The sequence below is a fragment of the Lysinibacillus sp. NPDC047702 genome (genome assembly GCF_050272555.1).
Classification (GTDB): domain Bacteria; phylum Bacillota; class Bacilli; order Bacillales_A; family Planococcaceae; genus Lysinibacillus.
Genome location: NZ_JBNNMG010000010.1, coordinates 90,648 through 113,166, shown reverse-complemented (window position 1 = coordinate 113,166; position 22,519 = coordinate 90,648). Strand labels below are relative to the sequence as shown.

The window sequence follows — 22,519 nt, the reverse complement described above, 5'->3', positions numbered from 1 at the left end:
TGATCGTCAAGGTGATTGGCTTTTATTGTGTGCAAATACATAGTAGTTAGAGGAGAAAAATATGGATTTATTGAAATGGTTAATACCATCTAGCTTTACTGTACCGACGTGGATGGATGTAATTATAGCTATCGCTCTTTGTGGGATTGGTTGGCTCTTTCAGTATTTTGTTATAAAGAAAATAATTAATCAGATTGTTGTATTTTTAGAAAAACGTCAACGTAACTTTCAGGCAACGGTGCTAGCACAATTTAATAAGGCAATTCGATATGCATTTATGGCTTCCGTCATTGTAATCAGCTTATCCTATTTGATAGATGTTCCTTTATTCACACATAAAGCGTCCAAAAATTTCATGTTGTCGATTATTGTTTTCTTCGCTTTTAAAGGAGTATATGATGTTTTGAATTTTTATACAAAACAACCTTTGCAACTAAATGGTGAAGAGGAAGCGAATGTCCTATTACCTTTTTTTCTTCGTATAGGAAAAGTGCTAATCATGATTTTTGCTATGTTTACCATTGCTTCCTTTTGGAATTTTAATTTAAATGGCTTTTTAACAGGAATTGGCTTAACTGGTGTAGCGATTGCCTTTGGTATTCGGGACACGCTAGCACATGTTTTTGGTGGAATGTCAGTTGCTTTGGATAACCCATTTAAAATTGGCGATTGGATTGCAACAGAGGACCAAAAAATTGAAGGAACGATTGAGGATATAAACCTTCGTAGTACATTAATTCAAACAGGTGATAAAGGGCTTGTATATGTACCGAATTCTTATTTAGTCAATCGTCCAATTTATAATTTATCGAGACGAGAAAAACGAAAATGTGAGCATTTTTTATATGTCGCTGCTGAAAATGAGGAAGAATCCATACGTAGTGCCTTAAGTGCCATTCAAAAAGAAATTTATTTGCATAATAAGACTGAAAAGGAAATGATTCATGTCTTTATCGATGAATTTTATCCGAGCTATTACCGTGTCCTTGTGCGTTTTTATGTGGCAAGCAATGAAATGGCTGTCATGCTAGATACACGTCAGGATATTTTATTTGCGATTCGTCAAATCATTGAGGAACTACAAATTGTGTTAGTAAATCCAACAGAAGATGAATGGTTTGGTACTAAAAAATAGTTTGAATTGTTAGTTTTTTTAGTTTACAATGAAGGTGAGTAATCAGCTTTGATGAAGAGTAGTAGCTATTATTATTTGTTATAGAGAGCTAGTGGTTGGTGGAAACTAGTGCAAATGAATGGCGAATGGACTTCGGAGCTCTAATCCTGAAAAAAGTATGGATTAGCGTTTGCCTGCGTTATAAGGCTTAGAGTGGGTCTTTATAGGAGACCAATGAAGGTGGCACCACGGCTTTTCCGTCCTTTTGTGATGGAAAGGCCTTTTTATTTTGATTCAGCAGCTCTTTACTGTGCGAAAGCAGAGCGACAGCAGTAGATTTTTCCTGTGCCGAAAGTGAAGCGTCAGGTGCAAAATACTTCCATTTCTAACAGATGGAGAGAGGGATGCTGATGAGGAGCTTTTCAAGCGAGCTTGAAAAAGTCCAGACACAATTACGTTGAGGCGTAATTGATATGTTTTAAGGTGTAGAAGAGTAGAGCCTAGAGAAGGAGAGAGAATTATGACAGTTGAGCTTAGAACGTATACTATGAAAGTATTACAAGGGGATATGATGACGCCAATCTCCGTCTATCAATCACTTGAAGGAAAGCATAAAATGCTTTTCGAATCGTCAGCCAAGCATGAGGAAAGTGGTCGATATTCATTTATCGCCGTCAACCCAATTGCAGAATTAATTAGCGATCAAAATGGTTATTCTTTTACCAAAGATCGTCATACAGAAAAGGGAAGCGAAAATGTACTTGTTAAATTAAAGCAGGTAATGCCGTTCCATCAAGAGGATTATCCTTTCGCCTTTTTTGGGGGCGCCATTGGTTTCTTTGGATATGAAACCGCTTTTTATACAGAGAGAATAGGTGAATACTTACAGGATGATTTAGAAATGCCTGACGTCCATATCTTTTTCTATGATACCTTTATTGTGTTTGATCATTTAAAGCAAGAGATTACATTGGCAGCTATTGATTTATTTGCTGAGGGACGTTCTCTTGAAGAAATGAAAGATGAGATCAATAGGATTGAAGAACAGCTATACGCTGGCGCGAGATATGAAGAAATGGAGCTTGGAGAGCTAGATTTCAAGCCAATGATTGCAAAAGAGCAATTTATCGCATTAGTTGAACGTGCGAAACAGCATATTCTTAAAGGTGATATATTCCAAATTGTTTTATCCCAACGCTTCACCTCATCCTTTACTGGAAATCCATTCGCCTTATATCGTCAATTGCGTACATCTAACCCATCGCCATATATGTTCTATATGGATTATGGAACGTACACTATTTTGGGCACCTCTCCAGAAAGTCTAGTGAAGGTAAAAGATCGCAGAGTAACGACAAATCCTATTGCTGGTACAAAACCTAGAGGTCAAACAGTGGAGCAGGATAAGGCTATAGCAGAGGGCTTATTAAATGATGAAAAAGAAATTGCTGAACATCGGATGTTAGTGGATTTAGGTCGCAATGATTTAGGTCGAATTTCAAAAATTGGAACAGTAAAGCTTGTAAAGTATATGAATATTGAGCGATATAAGCATGTTATGCATATCGTGTCAGAGGTTATCGGAGAATTACGTGAGGATGTGCATGTTTTGGATGTTCTTCGTGCCTGTCTTCCTGCAGGTACAGTATCAGGTGCACCGAAAATTCGTGCTATGCAGCTTATCAATGAGCTAGAGCCCGTGAAGCGTGGTGTTTACGCTGGCGCAGTTGGCTATATTTCTACAACTGGGGATATGGATTTAGCACTGGCTATTCGTACAATGATTATTAAGGATCAACATGCCCATGTTCAGGCAGGTGCAGGTATTGTGTACGACTCTGTGCCATTGTCTGAATACGAGGAAACATTGAATAAAGCACGCGCGCTATTGGAGGTAAAAAAATGATTCTACTAATCGATAACTATGATTCTTTCACTTATAATTTATATCAGCAAATATCAATGCTTGGAAAGGAAGTAAAGGTAGTACGTAATGACGAGCTTACTGTAGCTGATATTGAGAGCATGCAGCCAGAGGCGATTATATTATCCCCTGGCCCAGGAACGCCAACTGAAGCCGGAATAACAGTGGATGTAGTAAAAGAGCTTTATAAAAGGTTTCCGATTTTAGGTATTTGTCTTGGACACCAATCTATTGGGCAGGCTTTCGGAAGTAATATTGTGCAAGCTAAAAATATAATGCATGGTAAACTATCTACACTTCAATATGAAAAAGCAGGATTATTTGCACAATTAGACGGGGAAATTGAGGTCATGCGTTACCATTCGCTTATTATGGAACAGAGCACTCTACATGAGGAGTTTAAAATTTTAGCAACCTCTAGTGATGATGGCGAAATTATGGCAATACAACATAAGAATTATCCGCTTTTTGGTCTGCAATTCCATCCAGAATCTATTGGGACAGAAGAGGGCGGTCTCATGATGCAAGCCTTCTTAGAACAGATTTCATAAAGTAAATAGAAAAGGCTGTCACTAATATCTTTTATTGACAGCCTTTTCTTATTTATTGTTTTTTTCCTGTAATTAGCTTTGCAATTTCCTCTAAGGACATTGAAGAATTGACCTCATAGGAACCAATTTGTAAGCTTCGTGAGTATTTTGCATTGGCAAGTAAGAGCTCCATCTCCACACTATTGTCAATGATACCGCCATCTTCCAGCTTTTTTGCTACAGTATATGGTGCCATGCCACTATAAATTTGAAGCGTCATAGTAGCTGCGTTGTTAGAGCCGTCAACGGACTTATTTATATCCTTCGATTCAGTTGGATTAGGTTTCTCAGTATTTTCTTTAGGAACCTGTTTTATTTGCTCCTTTAACGAAGTAATTTCTTGATTTGCCTGTGCAAGCTTTTTTTGTAGTTCCTCTACTTGCTTCTCATTTGAGGAAGTTTTCGTCGGTAGACCGATATTGAAATCGAAACGAGTAGCTAAAGCTAGTAAAGCACCCACAAGAAATAAGGCAATGCCGAATGAGCGGATCGCAGACTTATTCATCAATTATCGACCTCCGTTTGCAATCACTTGTCGGACTTGTTCCTCAGTTAAATTAGAGCGAATACTTATATCTGCTACGGACATACCCTGCTTATTGAGTTCAAGCACCTGACTTACAATAATTTGATGGATGGGTTTTGTTTTGGTAGCTACTTGACCATTTTTGGATACTTGAGCTGCTTGTTGCACAGCTTGCATGACCTGTTGAACCTTTGGATTTGAGACTGAGTTATTTATTGCTGACGGTGTTTTAACCTGAAACTCCGGCTCAAGCAGCAGTTCCTCTTCGACAATTTTAAGTCGTCGCTTTAGATTGTTGGTTTCCTGGAAAATGGAGATTGATAATTCTTCTACATCCTGTTCGACTTTTTTTGCATTATTTTTGAAAAAGAACGATACAATGATTAGAACAATACCTACACTCATAAGTATGATGGATAAATCCAATAGTCTCACCTCATTAAAGTATGTAATTATCCTGCATAACCTAGTAAATTATCTGTACCAAAAGGGAAGCATCAGGTACAAGACTCCCACTTCAATTTAAGTGAGGCAAAAAAATATATGTGGGAGATTAACTGCCCATATTAGCCCGATTGAGGCCAACACAATGTTAGTCACACAAGCGTTTCCGCAGGATGAGGAGTACTTAGCTTGTGTTTCTCTAACAATCAGTGGGAATGGGAAAACCCCACTGATAAAAGTCACTTTATAAGGTATTTTACCATATGCAAACTTAATATGAAATGAAGGTAGATTTTTTTTCAGTTTGTGTTATAATAGGTTAGTCGTATAAATCATGCTCAAATTTAAATTCTTGATATAGAGTGGGAGGGTTAATGATGCGCGTAAACATTACTTTAGCTTGCACAGATTGCGGCGAACGTAACTACATTTCTAAAAAGAACAAGCGTAACAATCCAGAGCGTCTTGAACTTAAAAAATATTGCTCTCGCGAGAAGAAATACACTCTTCACCGTGAAACTAAGTAATCGCTCATTAAGCCAAAACCACAAGTGGTTTTGGCTTTCTACATTTTATCTTCATTCAGGCAGAGGTTTTTTGTATCGAAAGCAAAGCGACAGCTACAAATGTTTTCTGTAGCAAAAGCAAAGCGACAGCTACAATTACACCAAGTCGAAATTGATTAAGGGAGGTAGCTTGGCTTGGATAAAACAACCTTACGAAACAAGGTAAAGGAAGCGCTTGCAACTATGAGTGAAACAGCTTATCATGAGCAGTCTTTAGCTATAGTAAAAAAAGTGCTACAGGAACCATATATAATAGAGGCAAATACAATTGGTATTACAATTTCCAATAAACCAGAAGTCGACACGCTTCATCTTATAAACGAATTATGGCAGCTTGGTAAAAAAGTTGCAGTTCCAAAATGTAACCCAAAAACAAGAGAAATGACATTTTACATTATTAATTCTTTTGAACAGTTAGAAACTGTGTATATGCATTTGCGTGAGCCGATTCCAGAAAAATGTGAGTTTGTTGACGCAAATGAGATGAATGTCCTACTTGTTCCAGGAGTTGTTTTTGATCAATATGGCTATCGAATAGGCTATGGCGGTGGTTATTATGACCGCTATATATTAAACTATAAAAAGGGTAAGCTCATGTCATTGCTATTTGACGAGCAGCTAGTTGATCGTGTTCCTACAGAAGTACATGATTGCCCAGTAGATATCATTGTGACATCCACAATACGTATAGATTGTGCTGCACAACGAGGAGCGAATTAAAATGGATAAAATGTTAGATATTTATGAATTATTGAAAACATATGGTACTTATATTTATACACGTGATCCCATTGGAGATTTAATGCTAATGGAGGATGAAATTCGTGAATTGTATAAAGCAAATGTGCTTGATATTAAAGATTACCAAATGGCATTGTTACTAATTCGACAAGAAACTACAAAACTTCGTATGAAAGAAAATAATCAATCGTGATTGAAAGATTACGAAATTGGGTATTGTAAAAATAGTGTAACAACTTTGTAATATTCTAAGAAACAGTGGCTTTCCACTGTTTTTATGATTTTATGAAACTTTTTACAATGCAAAACGTATATATAAGTATCTGGCGCATAGAAGAGTAAGGAGAAGAGTTTTCCAAAAATATATCTGTTGATTATCTGTAAAAAAAGGATTAAGATATATTTTGTTTCAGTAACAAATTGTTAAAAATTATTATTTTTTTGTGTAAGAAAGTAGGGAGGATGTTAGGAATGAAATCAATTAAGTGGCCTAAACATTCATTTATGATACTAGCAATTGTAGCAACTTGGATAAAAACGGTCATTGTTTATCACACAAGTTTTGAGATGAAAATTGAAAATGCGATGCAACAATTTATCTTGTTTATTAATCCGTTAAGTTTCTTACTCTTTGCTTATGGATTAGCATTGTTCTTTAAATCAACAAAGGCTAAAAACCGATTTATTATTACTGTCAGTGTTCTTTTATCAATAGTCTTATATGGAAATGTGGCGTTCTATCGTTTCTACAATGACTTTATTACATTACCGGTATTATTCCAGACAAGTAATTTCAGCGATTTAGGAACTTCTGTAGCAGCTATTGTAAGCCCATGGGATTTATTGTATTTTGTTGATGTACTAATTCTAATTTTAGCTAATAAATATGTACCTAGAATGAAAGAAGCAGTAAAAGTCAACGTTGAATTCCGTCGTGCGTTCTTCGTATTAGCAATTGCTATGTCTTTCTTAAACTTAGGGCTAGCAGAAACAGAGCGTCCACAACTGTTAACACGCAGCTTTGACCGCGAATTACTTGTGAAAAACATTGGTACGTACAACTACCACTTGTATGATATTTATATTCAATCAAAATCTTCTGCTCAACGTGCATTAGCGGATGGTAGTGAGCTAGTAGAAGTGAATAACTATATTCGCTCTAACCAGGCAGCCATTAACCCTGAAATGTTTGGGGAGTACAAAGGGCGTAACTTAATCGTTGTGTCAATGGAATCTTTACAAAACTTTGTTATTAATAATCAGATGGATGGTCATGAAGTTACACCATTCTTAAACTCTTTAACAAAAGATAAAGATACGTTTTATTTCAGTAATTTCTACCACCAAACTGGCTTAGGAAAAACATCTGATTCAGAATTTATTTTAGAAAACTCATTGTTCGGCTTAGGACGTGGTGCAGTATTCTTCACACATGGTGGGAATACGTACAACTCAATGGCTGAGCGTCTTGGAGAAAACGGCTACTTTACAAATGTCATGCATCCAAATAATAAATCATTCTGGAACCGTGACATGATGTATCAATCTTTAAATATCGATAAATTCTATGATATAGATTCATATACGATTGGCGAAGGGCAAGCTGTCAACTGGGGAATGAAAGATGTCCCATTTGTAGAGCAATCTGCAGCATTAATGAAAGATATGCCACAGCCATTCTATTCTCGACTAATTACATTAACGAATCACTATCCATTCACATTGGATCCGGATGATGTTATGATTCCTGAATATACTTCGAATTCAGGTACATTAAATCGCTACTTCCAAACGGTTCGTTATATGGATGAAGCACTGAAAGACTTCTTCCAAAGCTTAAAAGATCAAGGCGTATATGATAACTCTATTATCGTAATGTATGGTGACCATTATGGTATTTCTGAAAACCATAACAAGGCGATGGCACAGTATTTAGGAAAAGAAAGCATTACACCATTTGATAATGCACTGCTACAAGAAGTACCTTTATTCATCCATATCCCTGGAGCTGGCGATGGTAAAGAAATGACTGAGGTAGCTGGACAAATGGATTTACGTCCAACAATCTTACATCTTCTTGGCGTTGAAACGTCAAAAGACATGCAAATGGGCGCAGACTTATTCTCACCAGAGCATGAAGACTTTGTTGTATTCCGTGACGGTCGATTTATAACAGATAAATATGTTTATGCTGGTGAGGCTTGCTATGACAAAGCTACCGGTGAAGAGGTTGATGGCGAGCCATGTCAGCCATATGCTGATCGAGCTACAATGGAATTAGAAAATTCCGATGCCATCATCAACGGCGACTTGCTTCGATTCTATGATGAAAAGACTGGGAATTTGAAACAAGATGCTGTGAAATAACATAAAGAGGGATCTCTACTTATATGGAGATCTCTCTTTTTGTATTTCAGGAAAAATGGGAGAAATGCTCGGGTAGTGAGGGAAACTGCTCAGGAAACGCGGGAAACTGCTCAGATGAAAGAAAAACTCGCTCGGGTAGCAAAGAAAACTGCTCAGATGAAAGAAAAACTCGCTCGGGTAGCAAAGAAAACTGCTCAGGTGAATGAGAAATACGCTCGGAAAGCAATGCAAACTGCTCGAATGAAAAGGAGACTCACCTAATTAAAAAAATTCATTCAGATAGTCAAAAAAGTAGGTTTATGGCTCCCTATCAATAATGTGATCTAGATAGAAAAAGAGCAGCCTCGTAATAGAGACTGCTCTTGTTTCTGTCTAGATTTTAGTGTAATTTTGGTGGATAACCGCTATGAACGATTGTCATGATGACGAACCAACCGAATACTACAGCACTTAATAAGTTGAAAACAACACTTAAAAGGTTCTTTTCTTTAATTGCTTGGAATGTACCAACTACAGCAAAAATCGCTACTAGACCAAAAATAACCATTAATAAGTTCATTAAAAATTGACACTCCTTTCGACATCAGAAAATGAATGTCGTAAACAATATTCCTCCTTAATTGTAAACGTTCTACCTGTTTTTGTCGAGAACTAATATAGCGTAAACTATGAACATTTATCGTCAAATTGTGGCAAAGGCTGTATAATAGGAAATTGAGGTGATGACAATGATGAACGTACGAAGTTATTCACTTGGACCCGTCCAAACGAATTGTTATATCGTATCGAATAAAGAGAAGGAATGCTTAATATTTGATCCAGGAGAGGAAGCGCAGCGAATTATTAAAGCTATACGCAGTAATGGTTTAACGCCATTGGCTATTTTTTTAACACATGCACATTTTGATCATATTGGTGCAGTGGATGCAGTCCGTGAAGCTTTTAATATTCCCGTATGGATCCATGAAAAGGAAGTTAGCTGGTTAGGAGATCCATCAAAGAATGGCTCTAGCAAATATGCGGCTTTACCAGATTATGTTGTTGCTGCACCAGCTGAAGAAAATATAATAAAAGAAGAGCGTCTATTTGAAATAAACGGTTTTGTATTTAAAGCAATTTTTACACCAGGTCATTCACCTGGCAGTATTTCGTATATATTTGAACATGATGGTTTTGCTATTGTGGGAGATACGCTATTTGAACAAGGTGTAGGAAGAACCGATTTAATTGGCGGTTCAACAAAGGTACTTCTTGCATCCATCCATGATAAATTATTAACTTTACCAGAGGATACGATTGTCTATCCTGGTCATGGCAATTACACGACCGTTGGAGCGGAAATGGAGACAAATCCCTTTTTAAATGGATTTTAAAAAACGATAGAAAAATTAAACAATTTTATTTATTTGTGCTAAAATAAACTTAGGTGATGTAGATGGAATTGATTTTACTTTTATCGCTGATTACTGATTTTAATTACTTAATTCAACATAGTCCGTTTATTAAAGTATACATCTATACTATATTTGATAAAATTTCTGTTTTTGATACGAATTTTGATGTAACGATTGATTTAACAGTCAATGTAAGTTTTGAAACAAAGATGTATTTATCTCATATCACACTTAATAAATGGCTGAGAACAGTAATTTACAGTAAATCCGATAATGATGAGGAATTAGTATCCCTTTTATAAGAAAAATTATAAAAGGGGAGATAATCATTAATGCTTGAATTATTAACACAACCATTGACAAATTTGTTAGAGGCTTTTTTTCATTTTACAGGGAGCTATGTTTTTGCAATCGTACTTCTTACAGTGCTTTTACGTTTAATTCTAATGTATCCAAATTTCAAGTCTTTTAAATCCCAACAGGTGGTTACGCAAACTACCGAAGGGAATAAGGAGCAATTATTAGCTTTACAAACAAAGTTAAGCCAAGCTAAAACAGATGAAGAACGTAAAGAGTATCAACTGCAAATGTCTCGATTAATGATGGAGAACTTTTCAGGCATGAAAACGGGATGTCTAACAGCGCTTATACAATTTCCGATTTTAACTGGCTTGTATTTAACCATTTCTAAAAACAATGCTATTATGCATGAGAGCTTGTTATGGTTTAATCTTGGTTCTGCAGATATTTTTATGGCAGCTTTTGCAGGTTTAGCGATGATGATTCAAATGTATTTATCATTTAAGCTAGCAGGAAATAGTAATCCACAAATGAAAATGATGATAGGGATCATGCCAGCTATGATCGTATTCTCATCTCTATTCATGCCATCAGCCATCCCATTCTATTGGACTGTGTCCTCTATGTGGATGATTATACAAACGATTGTGTTTAATAAATATAAACCTAAACTAACCTCATAAAATATAAATCCCCCTAACCTAAGGGGGATTTTATTATGCTCATAAAAGATAGAAACAAAAAAGGCGTGTCTCATATTTTGAGACACGCAATTTTCTCTGTATTAATGACCGCCACCAGGTACGTGAATAAATGTTGTATAGTACGTGAAGCCAGCGAAGAATACAGTTAAATATGCTCCGAAAATGTACATGTACATACGTTCTGAAAGGTTTAAGAAGCCTAATAATAAGAATAAACCTGTATTACCTACGAATAATAGCGATACCTCGTTCATACCACCAAGGTAGAACATAACTGCAAAAATACCTGTCCAGAATGCCATAACTTTATACATATTATCCATGAAATTTCCCCTCCTTTTGCCCACGACACAATAATCTCTTACTCATTATAAATGATATGAAAGGTGTCTGTAAACTGGAACTTCTCCTTCTTTGTGACAAACAAATGGAATTTTTAAATTAACGATCTAATTCTGTCACGTTTATTTCATATTTACATAAATCACAATTATGTATCATGCTTTCAATTTGTATAAATTCATTACTAGAAAATAATGCATCTAACTGACCCTTTAGATAGGATTCATGTAAAGAACATACAATTTCTGAATGGGTAGTAAGCTGTTCCTGGAACGGACAATTAAATATGGAGAATATCACCTTTTTGCCATGCTCTGTTTGCTGTATTTGCGGGATATAGCCAATTAATGCAGCATTGTCTGTTAATAGTTGAAGCTTTTGGTCGAAGGAAAGGGTATTATTTAATTTTAACTCAGCACTTACATAATTCTTCATTTGCTGGAATCCGTCTTGGTAGCCGATTTCCATGCATTTTGTTAAAGCAGATGGGCCAAATTCTTGAATTAATTGAATTGTCCACTTTAATAGTCGATCCTCATCCCGTCTTGGGAATGTTAATGATACCCCTTTTTCGGAAGCCTTATATACGCGGCCAGGTCGCCCGCCCTTACCAGTCTTGGCAAAATCAGCAGTAATTATATTAATTTCTGAAAGTTTTGTTAAGTGCAGGCGTGCAACGTTCGGATGAATGCCGAATTTATCAGCAATATTTTGAACAGTTACTGTTTTTCTCTCTTTCAATATGTACTCATAAATCGAGTATCTAGTTTCATCGGCTAATGTACTAGTAATCTTTAATGGATGGATCATTTGCTTCACCTCAATTTTATTTTTCAAATACTATTTAGTCTACCAAGTGTTAGTAAAAAAATCATGTTGATTCTATTATATTGTATTATTGAAAAAGATACAGTTCCTTTCGGCATAAATATTAACTTTTTCATGTAAGGATGTTCTTTTTTAGTGGAAATTTGCAAGTTATCCACATTTTTATAACAAAAACCTAAATTGTTAGGCGTTTTAATAGCAAATTTTTATTTTGAGAAAAGGGCTTTTCTCGTGACATATTCGTCACTATACTAGGAAATAACGAATAGGGCGGTCATATTCGAATGAACTAGAAGAGAGGTGCAAATGTGCAGAATTTCGAAACAATTGTCGAACAAAAATGTGAGCAGCTTTTACTAAGGGCTTATCATTTCGGTGCATCAGATTTATTATTAGTACCCGAAATGGAACGGTACCGTCTGTATTTTCGGAAATACGATAAGCTGCTTCAGGCTGGTGAATTACCGAACGATCTGGCAGAACGGATGATTTCCTTCTATAAATTTTTGGCAGCCTTAGATATTAGTGAGCGTCGCAAACCCCAAAGCGGCTCCTTTCAAAAATCAATGGAGAAAGATCCATTTGCCTTTCGTGTATCTACACTTCCCTCAGTGTTTTTAAAAGAAAGTCTGATTATCCGACTTCTTCTACAAAATCATACATTCCCACTTACGTCTTTATGTTATTCCAAATTCGCAGCGAACATCTTAATGGAGCTCGTGAAACATCAGCAAGGGCTTCTATGCTTTACAGGAGCAACTGATTTTGTCACGAGAGTACAAGTAAATTAGTCAATAGAATTCTAAATTAGTGATAACAATTCGAGGTCGTGCTTTTTTATATTTATTACATTTTGGAGGGCGTTCTTCATAACGAAACTCAATTTTTCGTATAAAGCGTTGTACGAATTCATTTTTCTCTTCTTGGTTTAATTGTACAAAACAATTATTGAATGTGACTATAATATCCTTTATAGCATCTAAATTAATTTTTTCAGGTTCTTCATACTCATCTAATTGTTTCTGTAGGTTATTGAGGACATTTTTAGTATCATACATAAGTTTTTCAAATTCCGCGTCATTGATATGGTCTGCGGCCCACCCACGTTGATACTTTAATCGTTGTTGTTCTACTTGTGCAATTTGCTGTAAAATTTCTTCTGTTTCTATATGATATACTGGTTCGGGTGCTTCAAAATCCGCGAAATTAATATTTTGCATGTATTCTGTCAGTCCTTCAATAAAATATCTTTCACCAGATGTTTTTTGAGTCCGTTTATACTTTGAACAGTAACTACATCTATAAGTGTAGCCAACTGTTTCTGAACCATCGGCACGTTTATTTATAAATCTTGTAGCTATTAATCTATGCCCACAATTATCATTAGGGCAAACTAAAATGCCACCGAAAATACCTGTGCTTTCAATGTCTTTTCGGAATTGCTTACCTCTATCATCAAGCATCTTTTGTAATCTAAGGAAGCGTTCTTTTGTGATATAACCATCATGAGTGCCTTCTCGTATCTCTCCTTTGCGCCTTGACGCTCCATAAACAGCAGGATTTCTTACTATGCGTGATACAGCATTAGCACTCCAACCTCTACTCTGATCAGTGACTCTATAATGGTCACTTATGCTATTGTAAGACCATCCAGCTTCTAATTTATTTATAATATCAATCACATATTTACCTTTGTCATTCTTCACCAATTTATCATTTTCATCTACATCATACCCATACGGAGGTTGACCTGACCATTCACCATCAGCAGCCTTCTCATCTAAAGCCATGATAATCCTTTCTGATAAATTTTCCGTTTCCCATTGAGCTAATAGGGCAACGAGTCCAATGAACATTCTACCCATTGCTGTGGTTGTATCATAAACTTCGGTGGCGGAACGAAACTTACAATTATACTCTTCAAGCAAGTCCAACATCTGATGTAAATCACGCACAGATCGTGTGAAACGGTCAAGTCGATACACTAAAATAATATTGATTTTTTGTTGTTTAATATCTTCTAATAGCAGTTGTAATTTTGGTCTTTTTATATCTTTTGCTGATACACCTTCATCTACGTAAAATTTATACTCCGACCAACCTTGAGCTTTACAATATGCCACTAAACTTTCTTTTTGTGCTGCAATAGAATAACCCTCATTAGCTTGTTCAAGTGTACTCACCCGTACATATAAGCCTACTACCATATTTCTCACCTCGTTTTATACAAGAAAAGAGCTAGACAAATGTGCCTGCTCTTTTCTTGTAATCATTTGCTTATCCCTTCATTCGCCCTTGTCGCCAGTATAAAAATCCTTTTAAATAATATCTTGCTCTTGCGAGACTGATAACCTTTGCGCTTTTTTCTCAGCTCGCAATTCTTGACGGAAAAGATCTAGTTCTTCCTCGATTTCTGCTTCAATTTCTGCTTCAATGTCAGTTTCCACAGTAGTAGCAACTATTTCAGAGCGTTGTTGAATAATACTCTCTACTTTTTGTACAATTGCTTTTCGTACGTCTGAATCAAGTTCCATATAACCACGCATGATAGCAACCTCTAATTCACTGAGATTGCTTTTTTTAATTTGCTCATCAAATGAAAAAGTAGCGGGTTGGACAAACATTTCACCTTCGCCAGTTCGTAACCATTCTTCGTTCACATTGAATTCGTGACAAATGATTTTAATAATTTTTTCGGTCACAGCGTTTTGACCATTCTCAATATTAGATAGATAGTTTTGAGAAGCTACAATCTTTTTGCCAAATTCTTTTTGATTCATTTTCAAATCTTTTCGTATTAAGCGCACTCGTTCGTTTATATCCAAAAAATCACCTCCTCAAAAAGAGTATAACACAAAAAATCTTTATAGAGATATTTAGATGTTGAAATAGTTGACATTTAATCCTTGTAAAGATAATATAAAATCATTAAGAAGATATTATTTTATCGTCCTTATAGTTGAAGCGGTAGTAAAGCTCTAATTCATTTATTAAAGGTGGTGATAAACATGACAGACATCTTATACAACATTGAAGAAAAAACTGATTGGAAACAATTGGATATTTTACTGGAACAACTAGAGCCGCATGAAAAAGAGCGAGTGTTTGGTTTTGTTGAAGGAGCTTTATTCTTAAAACAATTCAAACAACAGCAACAGAATGAAAATGCGTAGGGAATTAAATAGATGGAGCGCTGTGATACCGAGCCAGTGACGGTATAGTCGTAACTTATAGCTGATATGACAGTAGCAACGTTAGATGAATAGAGAGAGGTGAGAAGTATGGAGGAAAAGAAAAAAACAATCGCCGCTGGAACGACGATTGTTGAAAAGAGTTTTTCTGAAAGTTTTCAGAAAGGTACAACTGTAAATTTTAAACTCAAAGCCACAGTTGAAAATTTGAATACAAAAGATGTTGAGGAAATATTGACATTCATTGCTCAATCGTCACGCAAGTTTTACCTCGAAGTTGCTAAAAACGTTAATAATACGCTTTAAGCATTTCGGGCGTGCCGTTGTAGTGGTCATGTTCGATACCGTGGATGACAAATGACTGGTGAGAAGCTGTTAGAACATCACCAGGAAGTATAGTGGCATCCATTAAGAATGCAATATGTCGCCCATTTTCACCTTTGTTTATTAGACCTTTAAAGTTTCCAACGATTGCATTCTTTCTTTTCACTTCATATTCAATTAAATCGAAGGAAAAATCATTGAAGTATTGTTTTGCTGGAATTGGTAAAACAGCCATATCTATCACCTACCTTTCTACCAATATTTTAGCAGAAAGGTAATCGAAAGGAGATGATTATAAATGCAAACAGTTAAACAGCCAGAGATTCCGCCGGATACGTACAAGCGTATGAAAGAGTTTTTCATGCGAACATCAATACCTCGTATATATCAAAGTCGGCTAAAAGAGGAAGCTGAACGCAAAGAGAAAGAAGCACTGAAAGCATCTAATAGAGAAGTTCTTTCTAAGCGTAAGTAGTATGCAGCAATACAACTATGTTGCGCAAGCGCAAATCAGACGTTTGCGAGTACGAAAAAAAGCTCGCTCACGTCAAGCTTCTTAATGAAAGGAGAATTATCCAAATGGAAGGAACAGTGCAAATTTCAATTAAAGATTTTGATGATTTACGAGAAAAAGCCGATGGGTTTGAAAGGAAATTTAAGAATCTAGTAAGAGCGCTTAATGAGTGTACGGTTGAGGTTCAAGATCGTGAAGTTGATGCTGATTTAGATGAGTGGATACAAATTATCTCAATTGATGCAGAAAGAGCTTTGAAACTAGTAGCTCAGTATGGAGTTGAGTTTATAGATGAAAAAGACATATTACAATTCGTGAATGTGGAAAATGTAAAGATTGGAGCGGAAAAAGAATGATAGAACAACTACAACAAGCCTACGAACAAGGCTTAAAAAACGTAGTATTCGTAGATTTCAAAAATAAAATCGTTATTGGAGGCACAATGAACTTGGAATTAGAGCTAAGTAAAGAAAGGGCCTGTGGTCAGGACTTAATAACAGCTATGAATTTACATTTTTACAATGAGGATTATGATTCTGCACAAAAATGTGCAGAGGTTTTAGCAGATAGGATAAATTACATCAAACGCTTAGAGGGGCAAATAAAAGAGCAGCGTCGTAACAAATTATTTGATATTGCCAGCCAATTAAAAAAGCAAGGCAAATTCGGAGAGGTAGTGCATATTAATGCTAATCCGAGTTAAGGGCATAAAAAAACTGCTTAATCGCTCCAACGATTAAACAGCATTTAAATCGAAATTTGACTAACTATAATTATATCAAAAAGGTGATTTCGTGTCCAACTTCTACCATCCATCAAGTGGAAAGGGGTGTCCTCCAGTGAAACAAGGTCTTAGTTTAACTAGAAAGCAAAAAATCCATATTGCTAGTTTAAGGTTAAATCCTGATAACTGGCTGATTAGTAAGAAGTTACATGATAGTTGGCTACTTGTACATCGTAAATCAGGTAAACCACGTACCATTAAAGCACCATAATAAAAAGCCTTTGTGAATAATCGCAAAGGCTTTGATTTTAAACATAAAAAATGCCGTACAAACTCTGACCAGTAAGCACGGCTTCATTTGACTATTGCCAAATACCCTATCACTAGTATAGCAATTTTCATGGCAAGCAGTCAATTACGTCCTTGTATGGAGTATTAAATTTACGACCACGCAGAAGTACGAGTGGAGTAAATCAAACAAACATACTAGGGGCTATAGAGGATTGATTGGAGGATAGAAACATGAAGAGTGCTCCGTTTAATGCGCTAAATAAACAAATTGACATTGAAGACTATGAAGACATATTCACAGTAGATGAAGATACAACAGAGGATCGTATAGAAAGATTACGGGATAAAAACATAGTTAAGTGTCGAAGAAAAACAATTAAGAGCGGAAATATACTTGAATGTGAAATCTATCCTATTCGTTCTGATATGGGTAAGTGGGAGCGCGGAAAAAAGAAGCAAGATGGCAGAAGTAGAATGACGCAAAAGAATTTGAATATGAAAAATGCTGTAAAGCACTTTGTAAGATTAGTGAATAGAAACTTCACTTCAGAAGATATTGCTATGCATCTTACGTATGACAATTTTAATTTGCCTGAAAGTTACGAGCAAGCAAAAAAAGATGTAACAAATTATATACGTCGTATCAAACGTTATATGCAAAAGATGAGATTAGGAGAGCTTAAATACATCTATGTTATAGAGTTTGCTGATACGGAAGGGAAAAAGGTAAGGGTACATGCCCACATCATCATGAATTTCAGCGACCGCACTATAGCAGAGGAATTATGGGCTAAAGGGCGTGCTAATTCGCGACAGTTGCAACCGAATGAAAGTGGATTAAAAGGGATTGCTCAATACATGATGAAGCAACAGCGCAAAGACAGCACAAAACGTTATACACCTTCTCGTAATTTGAAACAACCAATTATCACAATAGCAAACAGCAAAGTAACAAGAAAACGTGCGGAACGTATTGCACTAGAGCAAAATACTGCTCATGAAATATTTGAAAAAATGTATCCTGGTTATCAATTTAATGAAATCAAAGTGAAATATAGTCCTTTTGTTTCGGGTGTATATATATACGTAGAGATGAGACGAATTGATAATCCAGTACAAACAAAAAGGAGACTAGATATATGAGAGTAATAAGCATTATAAATCTAAAAGGCGGGGTAGCTAAAACAGTTTCAGCTATCAATATCGCTTACACACTAGTAGCGGTGCATGGGAAACGTGTATTGCTCATTGATAACGACAAACAAGGTAATACATCTAAGTTTTTCGGGATGTACGGTCCTGAGAGTGAAGGATTATCAGAGTTATTAACTGATAAAAAGATGGATGTGGATAACGTCATTCAAAAAACAGCTTATGAGGGTCTAGACATTATCACTTCCAACATGAACTTGCTAAGAACCAATAAAGAAATCTTGATGGATGTGTCACGCCCACAGCAAACACGACTACGCAAAAAACTGAAAAAAGTAAGAGAACAATATGATTACTGCATTATCGACAATGCCCCAGATATAAACATGACGGTTGTAAATGCATTAGTAGCTTCTGACGATGTGCTAGTACCAATCAAAATAGATCAATTCAGCTTTGATGGATTAGAGCAGATTTTAGAACAAATAGAGGATGTAAGTGAGTTTAACAGTGATATTCGTTTGGCGGGTTGTTTTGTCACGATGTATCAGCGGAGCAGCGTGAATCAACAAGGAGTGGAGCTATTAGAGCAACAAGATTATCCGATGTTCTCAACACGTATCAGAAAGACAGTAAAGGTTGATGAAATGACCTTCACTGGAAAGCCATTGTTAGTATATGCGAAGCGGTCAACAGCTTGTGTAGATTATGTAGCTCTAGTAAATGAATATTTGGGATTGTGATAGTTTCGGGCACATTTTAAGAAAGGAGAAAGCTAATGTCAAAATTCAATCTATCACAGCTTATGAACGTGGAATCAAAGAAGCAAAGTGTTGCCTTTAAGATTGAGTACATGCCGTTAGACCGCATACAGCCTTCGCCAAAGAACAACTACAGTGTTGATGATGTATCAGAGCTTAAAGCGAGTATTGAGCTAATGGGGTTACAACAAAATTTAGTAGTGCGTATCAAAGACGATGGCATGTATGAGTTGATTAGTGGGCACAGACGTTTAAAAGCCATGCAGGAGCTATACAGCGAAGGAAATGAGGATTTTTCCAAAGCACCTTGCAAAATTGTGAAATCAACAGACGACATACAGGCAGAGCTACAGCTCATATTAGCAAATTCAACAACTCGTATTTTAACGGATGCGGAAAAAACGCAACAGGCAGCAAGACTACATGAATTGTTACAAAAATTACAAAACAGTGGTTATCAACTGACGGGGCGCAAACGTGAGATTGTAGCACAGCTAATGGGCGTCTCATCGGCACAAGTGCAGCGTATGGATAGCATTAATAAAAAACTAACTCCTGAACTAAAAGAAGAATTTAGCGAGGGAAATATCAATATAACGACAGCATATGAGTTGTCACGTCTTCCAGAAGACAAACAGCAAGAAGTGTTAACAGAGCAACGAGAGGAAGGCAAACCACTAACGCCATCCGTTGCAAAAGAAAAGCGACAGGAAGTCATAGAGTCGGAGCAAAAAGAAAAGCCTATGACACACGAATTAGACAGCTACATTGAACAGTTTGAGGATATAGCGAAAGGCTTGAAGACATTTATGTGTGGCTTTGATAACAGGAGCTTCCGAGTAGGCGACATTTTAAAAATAAATGAATATGATCGTGACGCAATTCTGTATACAGGGAGATTTGTTGAAGTAAGGGTCACTTACTTACAGCAGGGAGGAGAAAACGGTCTTCCAGAAGATTTTATCATCATGAGTATTAAGAAAATCAGGTAGAGGTGATTTAGTTGATGCGACATGAACCGTATGAAGAAGTATCAATGTATATATGCAACACACCACTAGTCATAAGCATTTACGATAACACTACACTCACTGGAAAAGAAGCGGTTGTTCAAGGTGGCTCTAAATGGCGTCGAGAGGATAAGCAAAAGCGCGGTCTAAGTACCGTGCACTTGCTTAACTTATCAGGCAAGGTAAACGAAGAAATTTTATGGCTTGAGATTGATGAACAAGTGTTAGAAAAGCACTTCATAAAAATCTAAAGGGGATGAAATAAAGTGAAAACACAGCATTATTCACGGAGTCATGCTAATAGAGGTGCGAAAATAGAAAACCTATTAGAAATGACAAATAACCAATATCGCAATGCATGGTTAGCAGATATAAGAAAAGTGCCAACGCCAGTAAAGATTTTAAAAGCAGATGGAAACAAAGTAACAGGACATTTCGACACGCCAACATGGGTTGACTATAGCGGTATTTATGAAGGTCGTTCAATCATCTTTGATGCAAAGGAATCAACCCTAAAACGGTTCCCATTGAAAAATATCTCATTGCATCAATATCAACAATTGAAATCATGGCATAAGCATGGTGCGATTGCATTTTTACTAGTGGCTTTTTGGCTGGAAGGTAAAAACGAGCCAGAAATTTATGTGTTGCGTTTCGAGCAGCTAGAAGCGGCTTATGAAAATCAAGATGCTGGAAGAGGCTCTAAATCTATATCGTTCGATTTCTTTAGAAATAATTGTGAACGTGTGAAATCAAGATACGGCATACTTGTTGATTATTTAGAAGCACTTAAATTAAATCAAGCAAAAAAGGTAGTGCCTTGAATAACGCATAAGGAGCGTGTTAAGTATGTCGCTTATTCAACAATTAAACATATTTGATTGTGACACTAGCATTCAACAAAATGATTCGATTTTTCAGAGGTTAGAAGCTTTAGAAATTGAGCAGCACAAATTAAATGTTGGAAATATGCAAGTTAGCCGAACTGAGAGATTTTATGTCGTTGAAAAAGAAGCAGAATTTGAAGAGATATTTCCAAATATTGAACGTTGCTATGAATTTATAAATAAAAATTTATCACAGTGAGGGGTGAATAGTGGTGGAACCATTTTGGAGTGCTAAACAAGGGGAGTATGTAAAGTGTCCTGTAGAGAGTTGTAACCATATAGGTATTGTCATCACAAAAGCTCATTGTCGCATAGAGCATGGCATGACACGCGAAGAAGTTAGACAAAAATACGGCTTTCCTGAAAAGGCGTACAAGCTTAATTCTAAGCAAATTGAAAAATTATCGGCTGGAGGGTATCGTCAATGATTGATATTAGAAATAAACGTCTAGTTACAACGCGAAAGGAGCATAAATGCTTTGGGTGCACTGAAACGATAGAAAAGGGTCAAAAGGCGGTAGCTTGTAAAGGCGAGCAAGATGGGAAACCTATGAACCTTCATTTACATGAGGAATGTAACAAAGTGATTGCAAAAGATAAATGTTATTCAGGAAGCGGTCTGTTTTATGGGTGTATCAAAGAAGCGGAAAAAGCTTCGCAAGCCATGAGTGGCATCACGTTAACTCCAGATGAAGGATTACCTTTTATATGAAAGAGGTGTGATTGATGCGAGGGCGCTGCATAAAGGCACCAGAAAAATCAAATCTTGTAGAAGGTGAAATATACTATCTGTTTCAGCATGGAGGATTAGCTTATAACGTAAGCAGATTCCCTCATCCGGGTGCCCATTTCGGCACCTACCAAAAGAGCCGCTTTGAGTTAGTAGATACTGCTGTGGAAGTGCAAAGCAAATACCTAGCTCGTGTAGTTAAGCCGCCTTCGCACTTCTACAAGATTGGCGAAGAATACATTATCACAGAACCAAGAGCAAACGGCTACTACGATGTATTTTTAAAGACCCGTCCTAATGTTGCTCCTGTTGGTTCTTACAAAAATACTAGTTGTTTTGAATGCATTGAACCTTTTGAAACGGTTGTGGTGAACGATATGCCAAAAATGGTGCAAAAAAAGGTGGAAATGGTGCACGCACCAATTAAAAAGCAAGTATATGAGCAGTTGAGCTTATTTTGAGATAACTTCACAAGATAAATATAAAGCAAAGGAGAATGTGCATGAAGATTGTAGTATCGAAAGAGCAATTTGAACAGGTACGTCAAGTAGAAAACATGCTCGGAGTAAAAATAGCATTAGCACCAGAAGATCACCAGTTACGTGTAGTGGATAACGTAAATGGACAATGGGGCATTTATCAAGTAACACGTTGTTACAAAAGTGTAACGAAATATTTTGCTGAATTGAAATTAATTGAGCCTGCTACAACAGAACAAGAAGCGGTAATGAAATTTATGGCGCTACAACAAAAAAAGGCGAGAGAAGGCAAATTAAAAGTAGTGATTTATTGAAAGAAATTGCGAAATAAGGAGGTAATGCAATGGAGTTATTACAAGTTGGCGAAGTAGTTGAAGCTAATGAAGGTTTTTTCTTCTATGATGCTTATTTTCCAAAAGGTTATAAATTTGAGATTGAGCCACAACATGTCGGTCATGGTTTTGAAAAATGGGTAACTAAGGTTAAATGTGTGATGTGTAAGCAAGTATTGTATTCTAATGGATTTGAGTATTTTGAAGGTGAAGTTTGGTGTAAAAGTTGTTTTGAACAAGAGTCCGATACAGGGGATTTATTAGGTTAATAGAAACATATTATT

Annotated in this window: 37 protein-coding genes and 1 other annotated feature; of the genes, 29 read left to right on the top strand and 8 right to left on the bottom strand. The window is 36.3% G+C overall.

Features of this window, described 5'->3' with window-relative positions; translation table 11 throughout:
• Window positions 1–61 precede the first annotated feature (61 nt).
• The 3 genes from ACQKIM_RS08010 to ACQKIM_RS08000 all read left to right on the top strand — a co-directional run bounded on the left by ACQKIM_RS08010 (window position 62) and on the right by ACQKIM_RS08000 (window position 3,589).
• On the top strand, window positions 62–1,135 hold the full coding sequence (locus ACQKIM_RS08010; RefSeq protein WP_427541647.1) for a mechanosensitive ion channel family protein: 1,074 nt from the start codon (window positions 62–64) through the stop codon (window positions 1,133–1,135).
• Window positions 1,136–1,174: 39 nt separating this feature from the next.
• Window positions 1,175–1,382: a binding site (T-box leader), on the top strand.
• Window positions 1,383–1,634: 252 nt separating this feature from the next.
• Window positions 1,635–3,020: an anthranilate synthase component I gene (gene trpE / locus ACQKIM_RS08005; RefSeq protein ID WP_427541644.1), complete on the top strand. Its 1,386-nt coding sequence runs from the start codon at window positions 1,635–1,637 to the stop codon at window positions 3,018–3,020.
• On the top strand, window positions 3,017–3,589 hold the full coding sequence (locus ACQKIM_RS08000) for an anthranilate synthase component II (RefSeq protein ID WP_427541641.1): 573 nt from the start codon (window positions 3,017–3,019) through the stop codon (window positions 3,587–3,589). Before trpE ends, ACQKIM_RS08000 begins: the two co-directional genes overlap by 4 nt.
• 52 nt (window positions 3,590–3,641) lie before the next feature.
• Here ACQKIM_RS08000 and ACQKIM_RS07995 read toward each other — a convergent pair whose 3' ends face one another.
• Entirely contained in the window at window positions 3,642–4,133 is a 492-nt protein-coding gene (locus ACQKIM_RS07995) for a hypothetical protein (protein ID WP_427541671.1), read from the bottom strand.
• Window positions 4,134–4,136: 3 nt separating this feature from the next.
• Window positions 4,137–4,589: a hypothetical protein gene (locus ACQKIM_RS07990; RefSeq protein WP_427541638.1), complete on the bottom strand. Its 453-nt coding sequence runs from the start codon at window positions 4,587–4,589 to the stop codon at window positions 4,137–4,139.
• A gap of 386 nt (window positions 4,590–4,975) precedes the next feature.
• Between ACQKIM_RS07990 and rpmG the strand changes: the two genes are divergently transcribed.
• From rpmG to ACQKIM_RS07965, 5 genes are all read left to right on the top strand, one after another.
• Complete coding sequence (gene rpmG, locus ACQKIM_RS07985) at window positions 4,976–5,125, top strand: 50S ribosomal protein L33 (protein ID WP_008408521.1); 150 nt, start codon at window positions 4,976–4,978, stop codon at window positions 5,123–5,125.
• Window positions 5,126–5,299: 174 nt separating this feature from the next.
• Window positions 5,300–5,884 (top strand): 5-formyltetrahydrofolate cyclo-ligase, encoded by a 585-nt coding sequence (locus tag ACQKIM_RS07980; protein WP_427541635.1) that lies wholly within the window; start codon window positions 5,300–5,302, stop codon window positions 5,882–5,884.
• A gap of 1 nt (window position 5,885) precedes the next feature.
• Window positions 5,886–6,098, top strand: coding sequence for a YqgQ family protein (locus ACQKIM_RS07975; protein ID WP_427541632.1), 213 nt, complete (start codon window positions 5,886–5,888; stop codon window positions 6,096–6,098).
• Window positions 6,099–6,376: 278 nt separating this feature from the next.
• Window positions 6,377–8,272 carry an LTA synthase family protein gene (locus ACQKIM_RS07970; protein ID WP_427541629.1) on the top strand — a complete coding sequence of 632 codons (1,896 nt, stop codon included), beginning with the start codon at window positions 6,377–6,379 and terminating at the stop codon, window positions 8,270–8,272.
• A gap of 114 nt (window positions 8,273–8,386) precedes the next feature.
• Entirely contained in the window at window positions 8,387–8,533 is a 147-nt protein-coding gene (locus ACQKIM_RS07965; protein WP_427541626.1) for a hypothetical protein, read from the top strand.
• A gap of 118 nt (window positions 8,534–8,651) precedes the next feature.
• Here ACQKIM_RS07965 and ACQKIM_RS07960 read toward each other — a convergent pair whose 3' ends face one another.
• The gene (locus tag ACQKIM_RS07960; protein ID WP_427541623.1) at window positions 8,652–8,831 is read right to left on the bottom strand and encodes a DUF2759 domain-containing protein; all 180 of its coding nucleotides are present in this window, start codon (window positions 8,829–8,831) and stop codon (window positions 8,652–8,654) included.
• Between the two features lie 169 nt (window positions 8,832–9,000).
• Here ACQKIM_RS07960 and ACQKIM_RS07955 point away from each other — a divergent pair, with 169 nt between their 5' ends.
• The 3 genes from ACQKIM_RS07955 to yidC all read left to right on the top strand — a co-directional run bounded on the left by ACQKIM_RS07955 (window position 9,001) and on the right by yidC (window position 10,649).
• Window positions 9,001–9,645 (top strand): MBL fold metallo-hydrolase, encoded by a 645-nt coding sequence (locus ACQKIM_RS07955; protein ID WP_427541620.1) that lies wholly within the window; start codon window positions 9,001–9,003, stop codon window positions 9,643–9,645.
• A 62-nt stretch (window positions 9,646–9,707) separates the two neighbouring features.
• The gene (locus ACQKIM_RS07950; RefSeq protein WP_427541617.1) at window positions 9,708–9,968 is read left to right on the top strand and encodes a hypothetical protein; all 261 of its coding nucleotides are present in this window, start codon (window positions 9,708–9,710) and stop codon (window positions 9,966–9,968) included.
• Between the two features lie 30 nt (window positions 9,969–9,998).
• On the top strand, window positions 9,999–10,649 hold the full coding sequence (yidC, locus tag ACQKIM_RS07945; RefSeq protein ID WP_427541614.1) for a membrane protein insertase YidC: 651 nt from the start codon (window positions 9,999–10,001) through the stop codon (window positions 10,647–10,649).
• Window positions 10,650–10,750: 101 nt separating this feature from the next.
• Here yidC and ACQKIM_RS07940 read toward each other — a convergent pair whose 3' ends face one another.
• Window positions 10,751–10,993: a DUF2626 family protein gene (locus ACQKIM_RS07940; RefSeq protein WP_024361272.1), complete on the bottom strand. Its 243-nt coding sequence runs from the start codon at window positions 10,991–10,993 to the stop codon at window positions 10,751–10,753.
• Between the two features lie 118 nt (window positions 10,994–11,111).
• Window positions 11,112–11,822 (bottom strand): helix-turn-helix transcriptional regulator, encoded by a 711-nt coding sequence (locus ACQKIM_RS07935; RefSeq protein WP_427541611.1) that lies wholly within the window; start codon window positions 11,820–11,822, stop codon window positions 11,112–11,114.
• Window positions 11,823–12,148: 326 nt separating this feature from the next.
• Between ACQKIM_RS07935 and ACQKIM_RS07930 the strand changes: the two genes are divergently transcribed.
• Complete coding sequence (locus ACQKIM_RS07930; RefSeq protein ID WP_427541608.1) at window positions 12,149–12,631, top strand: ATPase, T2SS/T4P/T4SS family; 483 nt, start codon at window positions 12,149–12,151, stop codon at window positions 12,629–12,631.
• Here the strand turns inward: ACQKIM_RS07930 and ACQKIM_RS07925 are convergent, their stop codons facing one another.
• Together ACQKIM_RS07925 and ACQKIM_RS07920 are read right to left on the bottom strand one after the other, a co-directional pair.
• A complete protein-coding gene (locus ACQKIM_RS07925; protein ID WP_427541606.1) occupies window positions 12,632–14,047 on the bottom strand; it encodes a recombinase family protein in 1,416 nt (471 codons plus the stop codon).
• Window positions 14,048–14,158: 111 nt separating this feature from the next.
• A complete protein-coding gene (locus ACQKIM_RS07920; RefSeq protein ID WP_427541603.1) occupies window positions 14,159–14,665 on the bottom strand; it encodes a helix-turn-helix domain-containing protein in 507 nt (168 codons plus the stop codon).
• 183 nt (window positions 14,666–14,848) lie between these two features.
• On the opposite strand from ACQKIM_RS07920, the gene ACQKIM_RS07915 reads away from it, so the two are divergent.
• The gene (locus tag ACQKIM_RS07915) at window positions 14,849–15,013 is read left to right on the top strand and encodes a hypothetical protein (protein ID WP_427541600.1); all 165 of its coding nucleotides are present in this window, start codon (window positions 14,849–14,851) and stop codon (window positions 15,011–15,013) included.
• A 108-nt stretch (window positions 15,014–15,121) separates the two neighbouring features.
• Window positions 15,122–15,337 (top strand): hypothetical protein, encoded by a 216-nt coding sequence (locus tag ACQKIM_RS07910; RefSeq protein WP_427541597.1) that lies wholly within the window; start codon window positions 15,122–15,124, stop codon window positions 15,335–15,337.
• On the opposite strand, the gene ACQKIM_RS07905 is transcribed toward ACQKIM_RS07910, so the two are convergent.
• A complete protein-coding gene (locus tag ACQKIM_RS07905) occupies window positions 15,321–15,590 on the bottom strand; it encodes a hypothetical protein (protein ID WP_427541595.1) in 270 nt (89 codons plus the stop codon). The two genes, ACQKIM_RS07910 and ACQKIM_RS07905, sit on opposite strands and share 17 nt — an antisense overlap.
• Window positions 15,591–15,653: 63 nt before the next feature.
• Between ACQKIM_RS07905 and ACQKIM_RS07900 the strand changes: the two genes are divergently transcribed.
• The 15 genes from ACQKIM_RS07900 to ACQKIM_RS07830 all read left to right on the top strand — a co-directional run bounded on the left by ACQKIM_RS07900 (window position 15,654) and on the right by ACQKIM_RS07830 (window position 22,504).
• Window positions 15,654–15,830 carry a hypothetical protein gene (locus ACQKIM_RS07900; RefSeq protein WP_427541592.1) on the top strand — a complete coding sequence of 59 codons (177 nt, stop codon included), beginning with the start codon at window positions 15,654–15,656 and terminating at the stop codon, window positions 15,828–15,830.
• Window positions 15,831–15,934: 104 nt separating this feature from the next.
• Window positions 15,935–16,225: a hypothetical protein gene (locus ACQKIM_RS07895; RefSeq protein ID WP_427541590.1), complete on the top strand. Its 291-nt coding sequence runs from the start codon at window positions 15,935–15,937 to the stop codon at window positions 16,223–16,225.
• Window positions 16,222–16,572 carry a hypothetical protein gene (locus tag ACQKIM_RS07890; RefSeq protein ID WP_427541587.1) on the top strand — a complete coding sequence of 117 codons (351 nt, stop codon included), beginning with the start codon at window positions 16,222–16,224 and terminating at the stop codon, window positions 16,570–16,572. Before ACQKIM_RS07895 ends, ACQKIM_RS07890 begins: the two co-directional genes overlap by 4 nt.
• Before the next feature lie 136 nt (window positions 16,573–16,708).
• Window positions 16,709–16,864: a DUF6906 family protein gene (locus ACQKIM_RS07885; RefSeq protein WP_427541584.1), complete on the top strand. Its 156-nt coding sequence runs from the start codon at window positions 16,709–16,711 to the stop codon at window positions 16,862–16,864.
• Window positions 16,865–17,115: 251 nt separating this feature from the next.
• Entirely contained in the window at window positions 17,116–18,027 is a 912-nt protein-coding gene (locus ACQKIM_RS07880) for a rolling circle replication-associated protein (protein WP_427541581.1), read from the top strand.
• Window positions 18,024–18,779, top strand: coding sequence for a ParA family protein (locus ACQKIM_RS07875; RefSeq protein ID WP_427541578.1), 756 nt, complete (start codon window positions 18,024–18,026; stop codon window positions 18,777–18,779). The genes ACQKIM_RS07880 and ACQKIM_RS07875 overlap by 4 nt, the downstream gene beginning before the upstream one ends.
• Before the next feature lie 35 nt (window positions 18,780–18,814).
• A complete protein-coding gene (locus ACQKIM_RS07870; RefSeq protein WP_427541575.1) occupies window positions 18,815–19,789 on the top strand; it encodes a ParB/RepB/Spo0J family partition protein in 975 nt (324 codons plus the stop codon).
• A gap of 14 nt (window positions 19,790–19,803) precedes the next feature.
• Window positions 19,804–20,058 (top strand): hypothetical protein, encoded by a 255-nt coding sequence (locus ACQKIM_RS07865; protein ID WP_427541572.1) that lies wholly within the window; start codon window positions 19,804–19,806, stop codon window positions 20,056–20,058.
• 15 nt (window positions 20,059–20,073) lie between these two features.
• The gene (locus ACQKIM_RS07860; protein ID WP_427541569.1) at window positions 20,074–20,631 is read left to right on the top strand and encodes a Holliday junction resolvase RecU; all 558 of its coding nucleotides are present in this window, start codon (window positions 20,074–20,076) and stop codon (window positions 20,629–20,631) included.
• Window positions 20,632–20,656: 25 nt separating this feature from the next.
• On the top strand, window positions 20,657–20,893 hold the full coding sequence (locus ACQKIM_RS07855) for a hypothetical protein (RefSeq protein WP_427541566.1): 237 nt from the start codon (window positions 20,657–20,659) through the stop codon (window positions 20,891–20,893).
• 13 nt (window positions 20,894–20,906) lie between these two features.
• The gene (locus ACQKIM_RS07850) at window positions 20,907–21,122 is read left to right on the top strand and encodes a hypothetical protein (protein ID WP_427541564.1); all 216 of its coding nucleotides are present in this window, start codon (window positions 20,907–20,909) and stop codon (window positions 21,120–21,122) included.
• Window positions 21,119–21,406 carry a hypothetical protein gene (locus ACQKIM_RS07845; RefSeq protein WP_427541561.1) on the top strand — a complete coding sequence of 96 codons (288 nt, stop codon included), beginning with the start codon at window positions 21,119–21,121 and terminating at the stop codon, window positions 21,404–21,406. The genes ACQKIM_RS07850 and ACQKIM_RS07845 overlap by 4 nt, the downstream gene beginning before the upstream one ends.
• Before the next feature lie 14 nt (window positions 21,407–21,420).
• A complete protein-coding gene (locus ACQKIM_RS07840) occupies window positions 21,421–21,885 on the top strand; it encodes a hypothetical protein (RefSeq protein WP_427541558.1) in 465 nt (154 codons plus the stop codon).
• Window positions 21,886–21,926: 41 nt separating this feature from the next.
• On the top strand, window positions 21,927–22,217 hold the full coding sequence (locus ACQKIM_RS07835) for a hypothetical protein (RefSeq protein WP_427541555.1): 291 nt from the start codon (window positions 21,927–21,929) through the stop codon (window positions 22,215–22,217).
• Between the two features lie 29 nt (window positions 22,218–22,246).
• Window positions 22,247–22,504 (top strand): hypothetical protein, encoded by a 258-nt coding sequence (locus ACQKIM_RS07830; RefSeq protein WP_427541552.1) that lies wholly within the window; start codon window positions 22,247–22,249, stop codon window positions 22,502–22,504.
• Window positions 22,505–22,519: the final 15 nt, after the last annotated feature.

Bases quoted from the DNA above. Each gene is read 5' to 3' on its own strand.
- ACQKIM_RS08010 (WP_427541647.1), top strand. From the start codon at position 62: ATGGATTTATTGAAATGGTTAATACCATCTAGCTTTACTGTACCGACG.
- trpE (WP_427541644.1), top strand. From the start codon at position 1,635: ATGACAGTTGAGCTTAGAACGTATACTATGAAAGTATTACAAGGGGAT.
- ACQKIM_RS08000 (WP_427541641.1), top strand. From the start codon at position 3,017: ATGATTCTACTAATCGATAACTATGATTCTTTCACTTATAATTTATAT.
- ACQKIM_RS07995 (WP_427541671.1), bottom strand. From the start codon at position 4,133: ATGAATAAGTCTGCGATCCGCTCATTCGGCATTGCCTTATTTCTTGTG.
- rpmG (WP_008408521.1), top strand. From the start codon at position 4,976: ATGCGCGTAAACATTACTTTAGCTTGCACAGATTGCGGCGAACGTAAC.
- ACQKIM_RS07975 (WP_427541632.1), top strand. From the start codon at position 5,886: ATGGATAAAATGTTAGATATTTATGAATTATTGAAAACATATGGTACT.
- ACQKIM_RS07970 (WP_427541629.1), top strand. From the start codon at position 6,377: ATGAAATCAATTAAGTGGCCTAAACATTCATTTATGATACTAGCAATT.
- ACQKIM_RS07965 (WP_427541626.1), top strand. From the start codon at position 8,387: ATGAAAGAAAAACTCGCTCGGGTAGCAAAGAAAACTGCTCAGATGAAA.
- ACQKIM_RS07960 (WP_427541623.1), bottom strand. From the start codon at position 8,831: ATGAACTTATTAATGGTTATTTTTGGTCTAGTAGCGATTTTTGCTGTA.
- ACQKIM_RS07955 (WP_427541620.1), top strand. From the start codon at position 9,001: ATGATGAACGTACGAAGTTATTCACTTGGACCCGTCCAAACGAATTGT.
- ACQKIM_RS07950 (WP_427541617.1), top strand. From the start codon at position 9,708: ATGGAATTGATTTTACTTTTATCGCTGATTACTGATTTTAATTACTTA.
- yidC (WP_427541614.1), top strand. From the start codon at position 9,999: ATGCTTGAATTATTAACACAACCATTGACAAATTTGTTAGAGGCTTTT.
- ACQKIM_RS07940 (WP_024361272.1), bottom strand. From the start codon at position 10,993: ATGGATAATATGTATAAAGTTATGGCATTCTGGACAGGTATTTTTGCA.
- ACQKIM_RS07935 (WP_427541611.1), bottom strand. From the start codon at position 11,822: ATGATCCATCCATTAAAGATTACTAGTACATTAGCCGATGAAACTAGA.
- ACQKIM_RS07925 (WP_427541606.1), bottom strand. From the start codon at position 14,047: ATGGTAGTAGGCTTATATGTACGGGTGAGTACACTTGAACAAGCTAAT.
- ACQKIM_RS07915 (WP_427541600.1), top strand. From the start codon at position 14,849: ATGACAGACATCTTATACAACATTGAAGAAAAAACTGATTGGAAACAA.
- ACQKIM_RS07910 (WP_427541597.1), top strand. From the start codon at position 15,122: ATGGAGGAAAAGAAAAAAACAATCGCCGCTGGAACGACGATTGTTGAA.
- ACQKIM_RS07905 (WP_427541595.1), bottom strand. From the start codon at position 15,590: ATGGCTGTTTTACCAATTCCAGCAAAACAATACTTCAATGATTTTTCC.
- ACQKIM_RS07900 (WP_427541592.1), top strand. From the start codon at position 15,654: ATGCAAACAGTTAAACAGCCAGAGATTCCGCCGGATACGTACAAGCGT.
- ACQKIM_RS07895 (WP_427541590.1), top strand. From the start codon at position 15,935: ATGGAAGGAACAGTGCAAATTTCAATTAAAGATTTTGATGATTTACGA.
- ACQKIM_RS07890 (WP_427541587.1), top strand. From the start codon at position 16,222: ATGATAGAACAACTACAACAAGCCTACGAACAAGGCTTAAAAAACGTA.
- ACQKIM_RS07880 (WP_427541581.1), top strand. From the start codon at position 17,116: ATGAAGAGTGCTCCGTTTAATGCGCTAAATAAACAAATTGACATTGAA.
- ACQKIM_RS07875 (WP_427541578.1), top strand. From the start codon at position 18,024: ATGAGAGTAATAAGCATTATAAATCTAAAAGGCGGGGTAGCTAAAACA.
- ACQKIM_RS07870 (WP_427541575.1), top strand. From the start codon at position 18,815: ATGTCAAAATTCAATCTATCACAGCTTATGAACGTGGAATCAAAGAAG.
- ACQKIM_RS07865 (WP_427541572.1), top strand. From the start codon at position 19,804: ATGCGACATGAACCGTATGAAGAAGTATCAATGTATATATGCAACACA.
- ACQKIM_RS07855 (WP_427541566.1), top strand. From the start codon at position 20,657: ATGTCGCTTATTCAACAATTAAACATATTTGATTGTGACACTAGCATT.
- ACQKIM_RS07845 (WP_427541561.1), top strand. From the start codon at position 21,119: ATGATTGATATTAGAAATAAACGTCTAGTTACAACGCGAAAGGAGCAT.
- ACQKIM_RS07840 (WP_427541558.1), top strand. From the start codon at position 21,421: ATGCGAGGGCGCTGCATAAAGGCACCAGAAAAATCAAATCTTGTAGAA.
- ACQKIM_RS07835 (WP_427541555.1), top strand. From the start codon at position 21,927: ATGAAGATTGTAGTATCGAAAGAGCAATTTGAACAGGTACGTCAAGTA.
- ACQKIM_RS07830 (WP_427541552.1), top strand. From the start codon at position 22,247: ATGGAGTTATTACAAGTTGGCGAAGTAGTTGAAGCTAATGAAGGTTTT.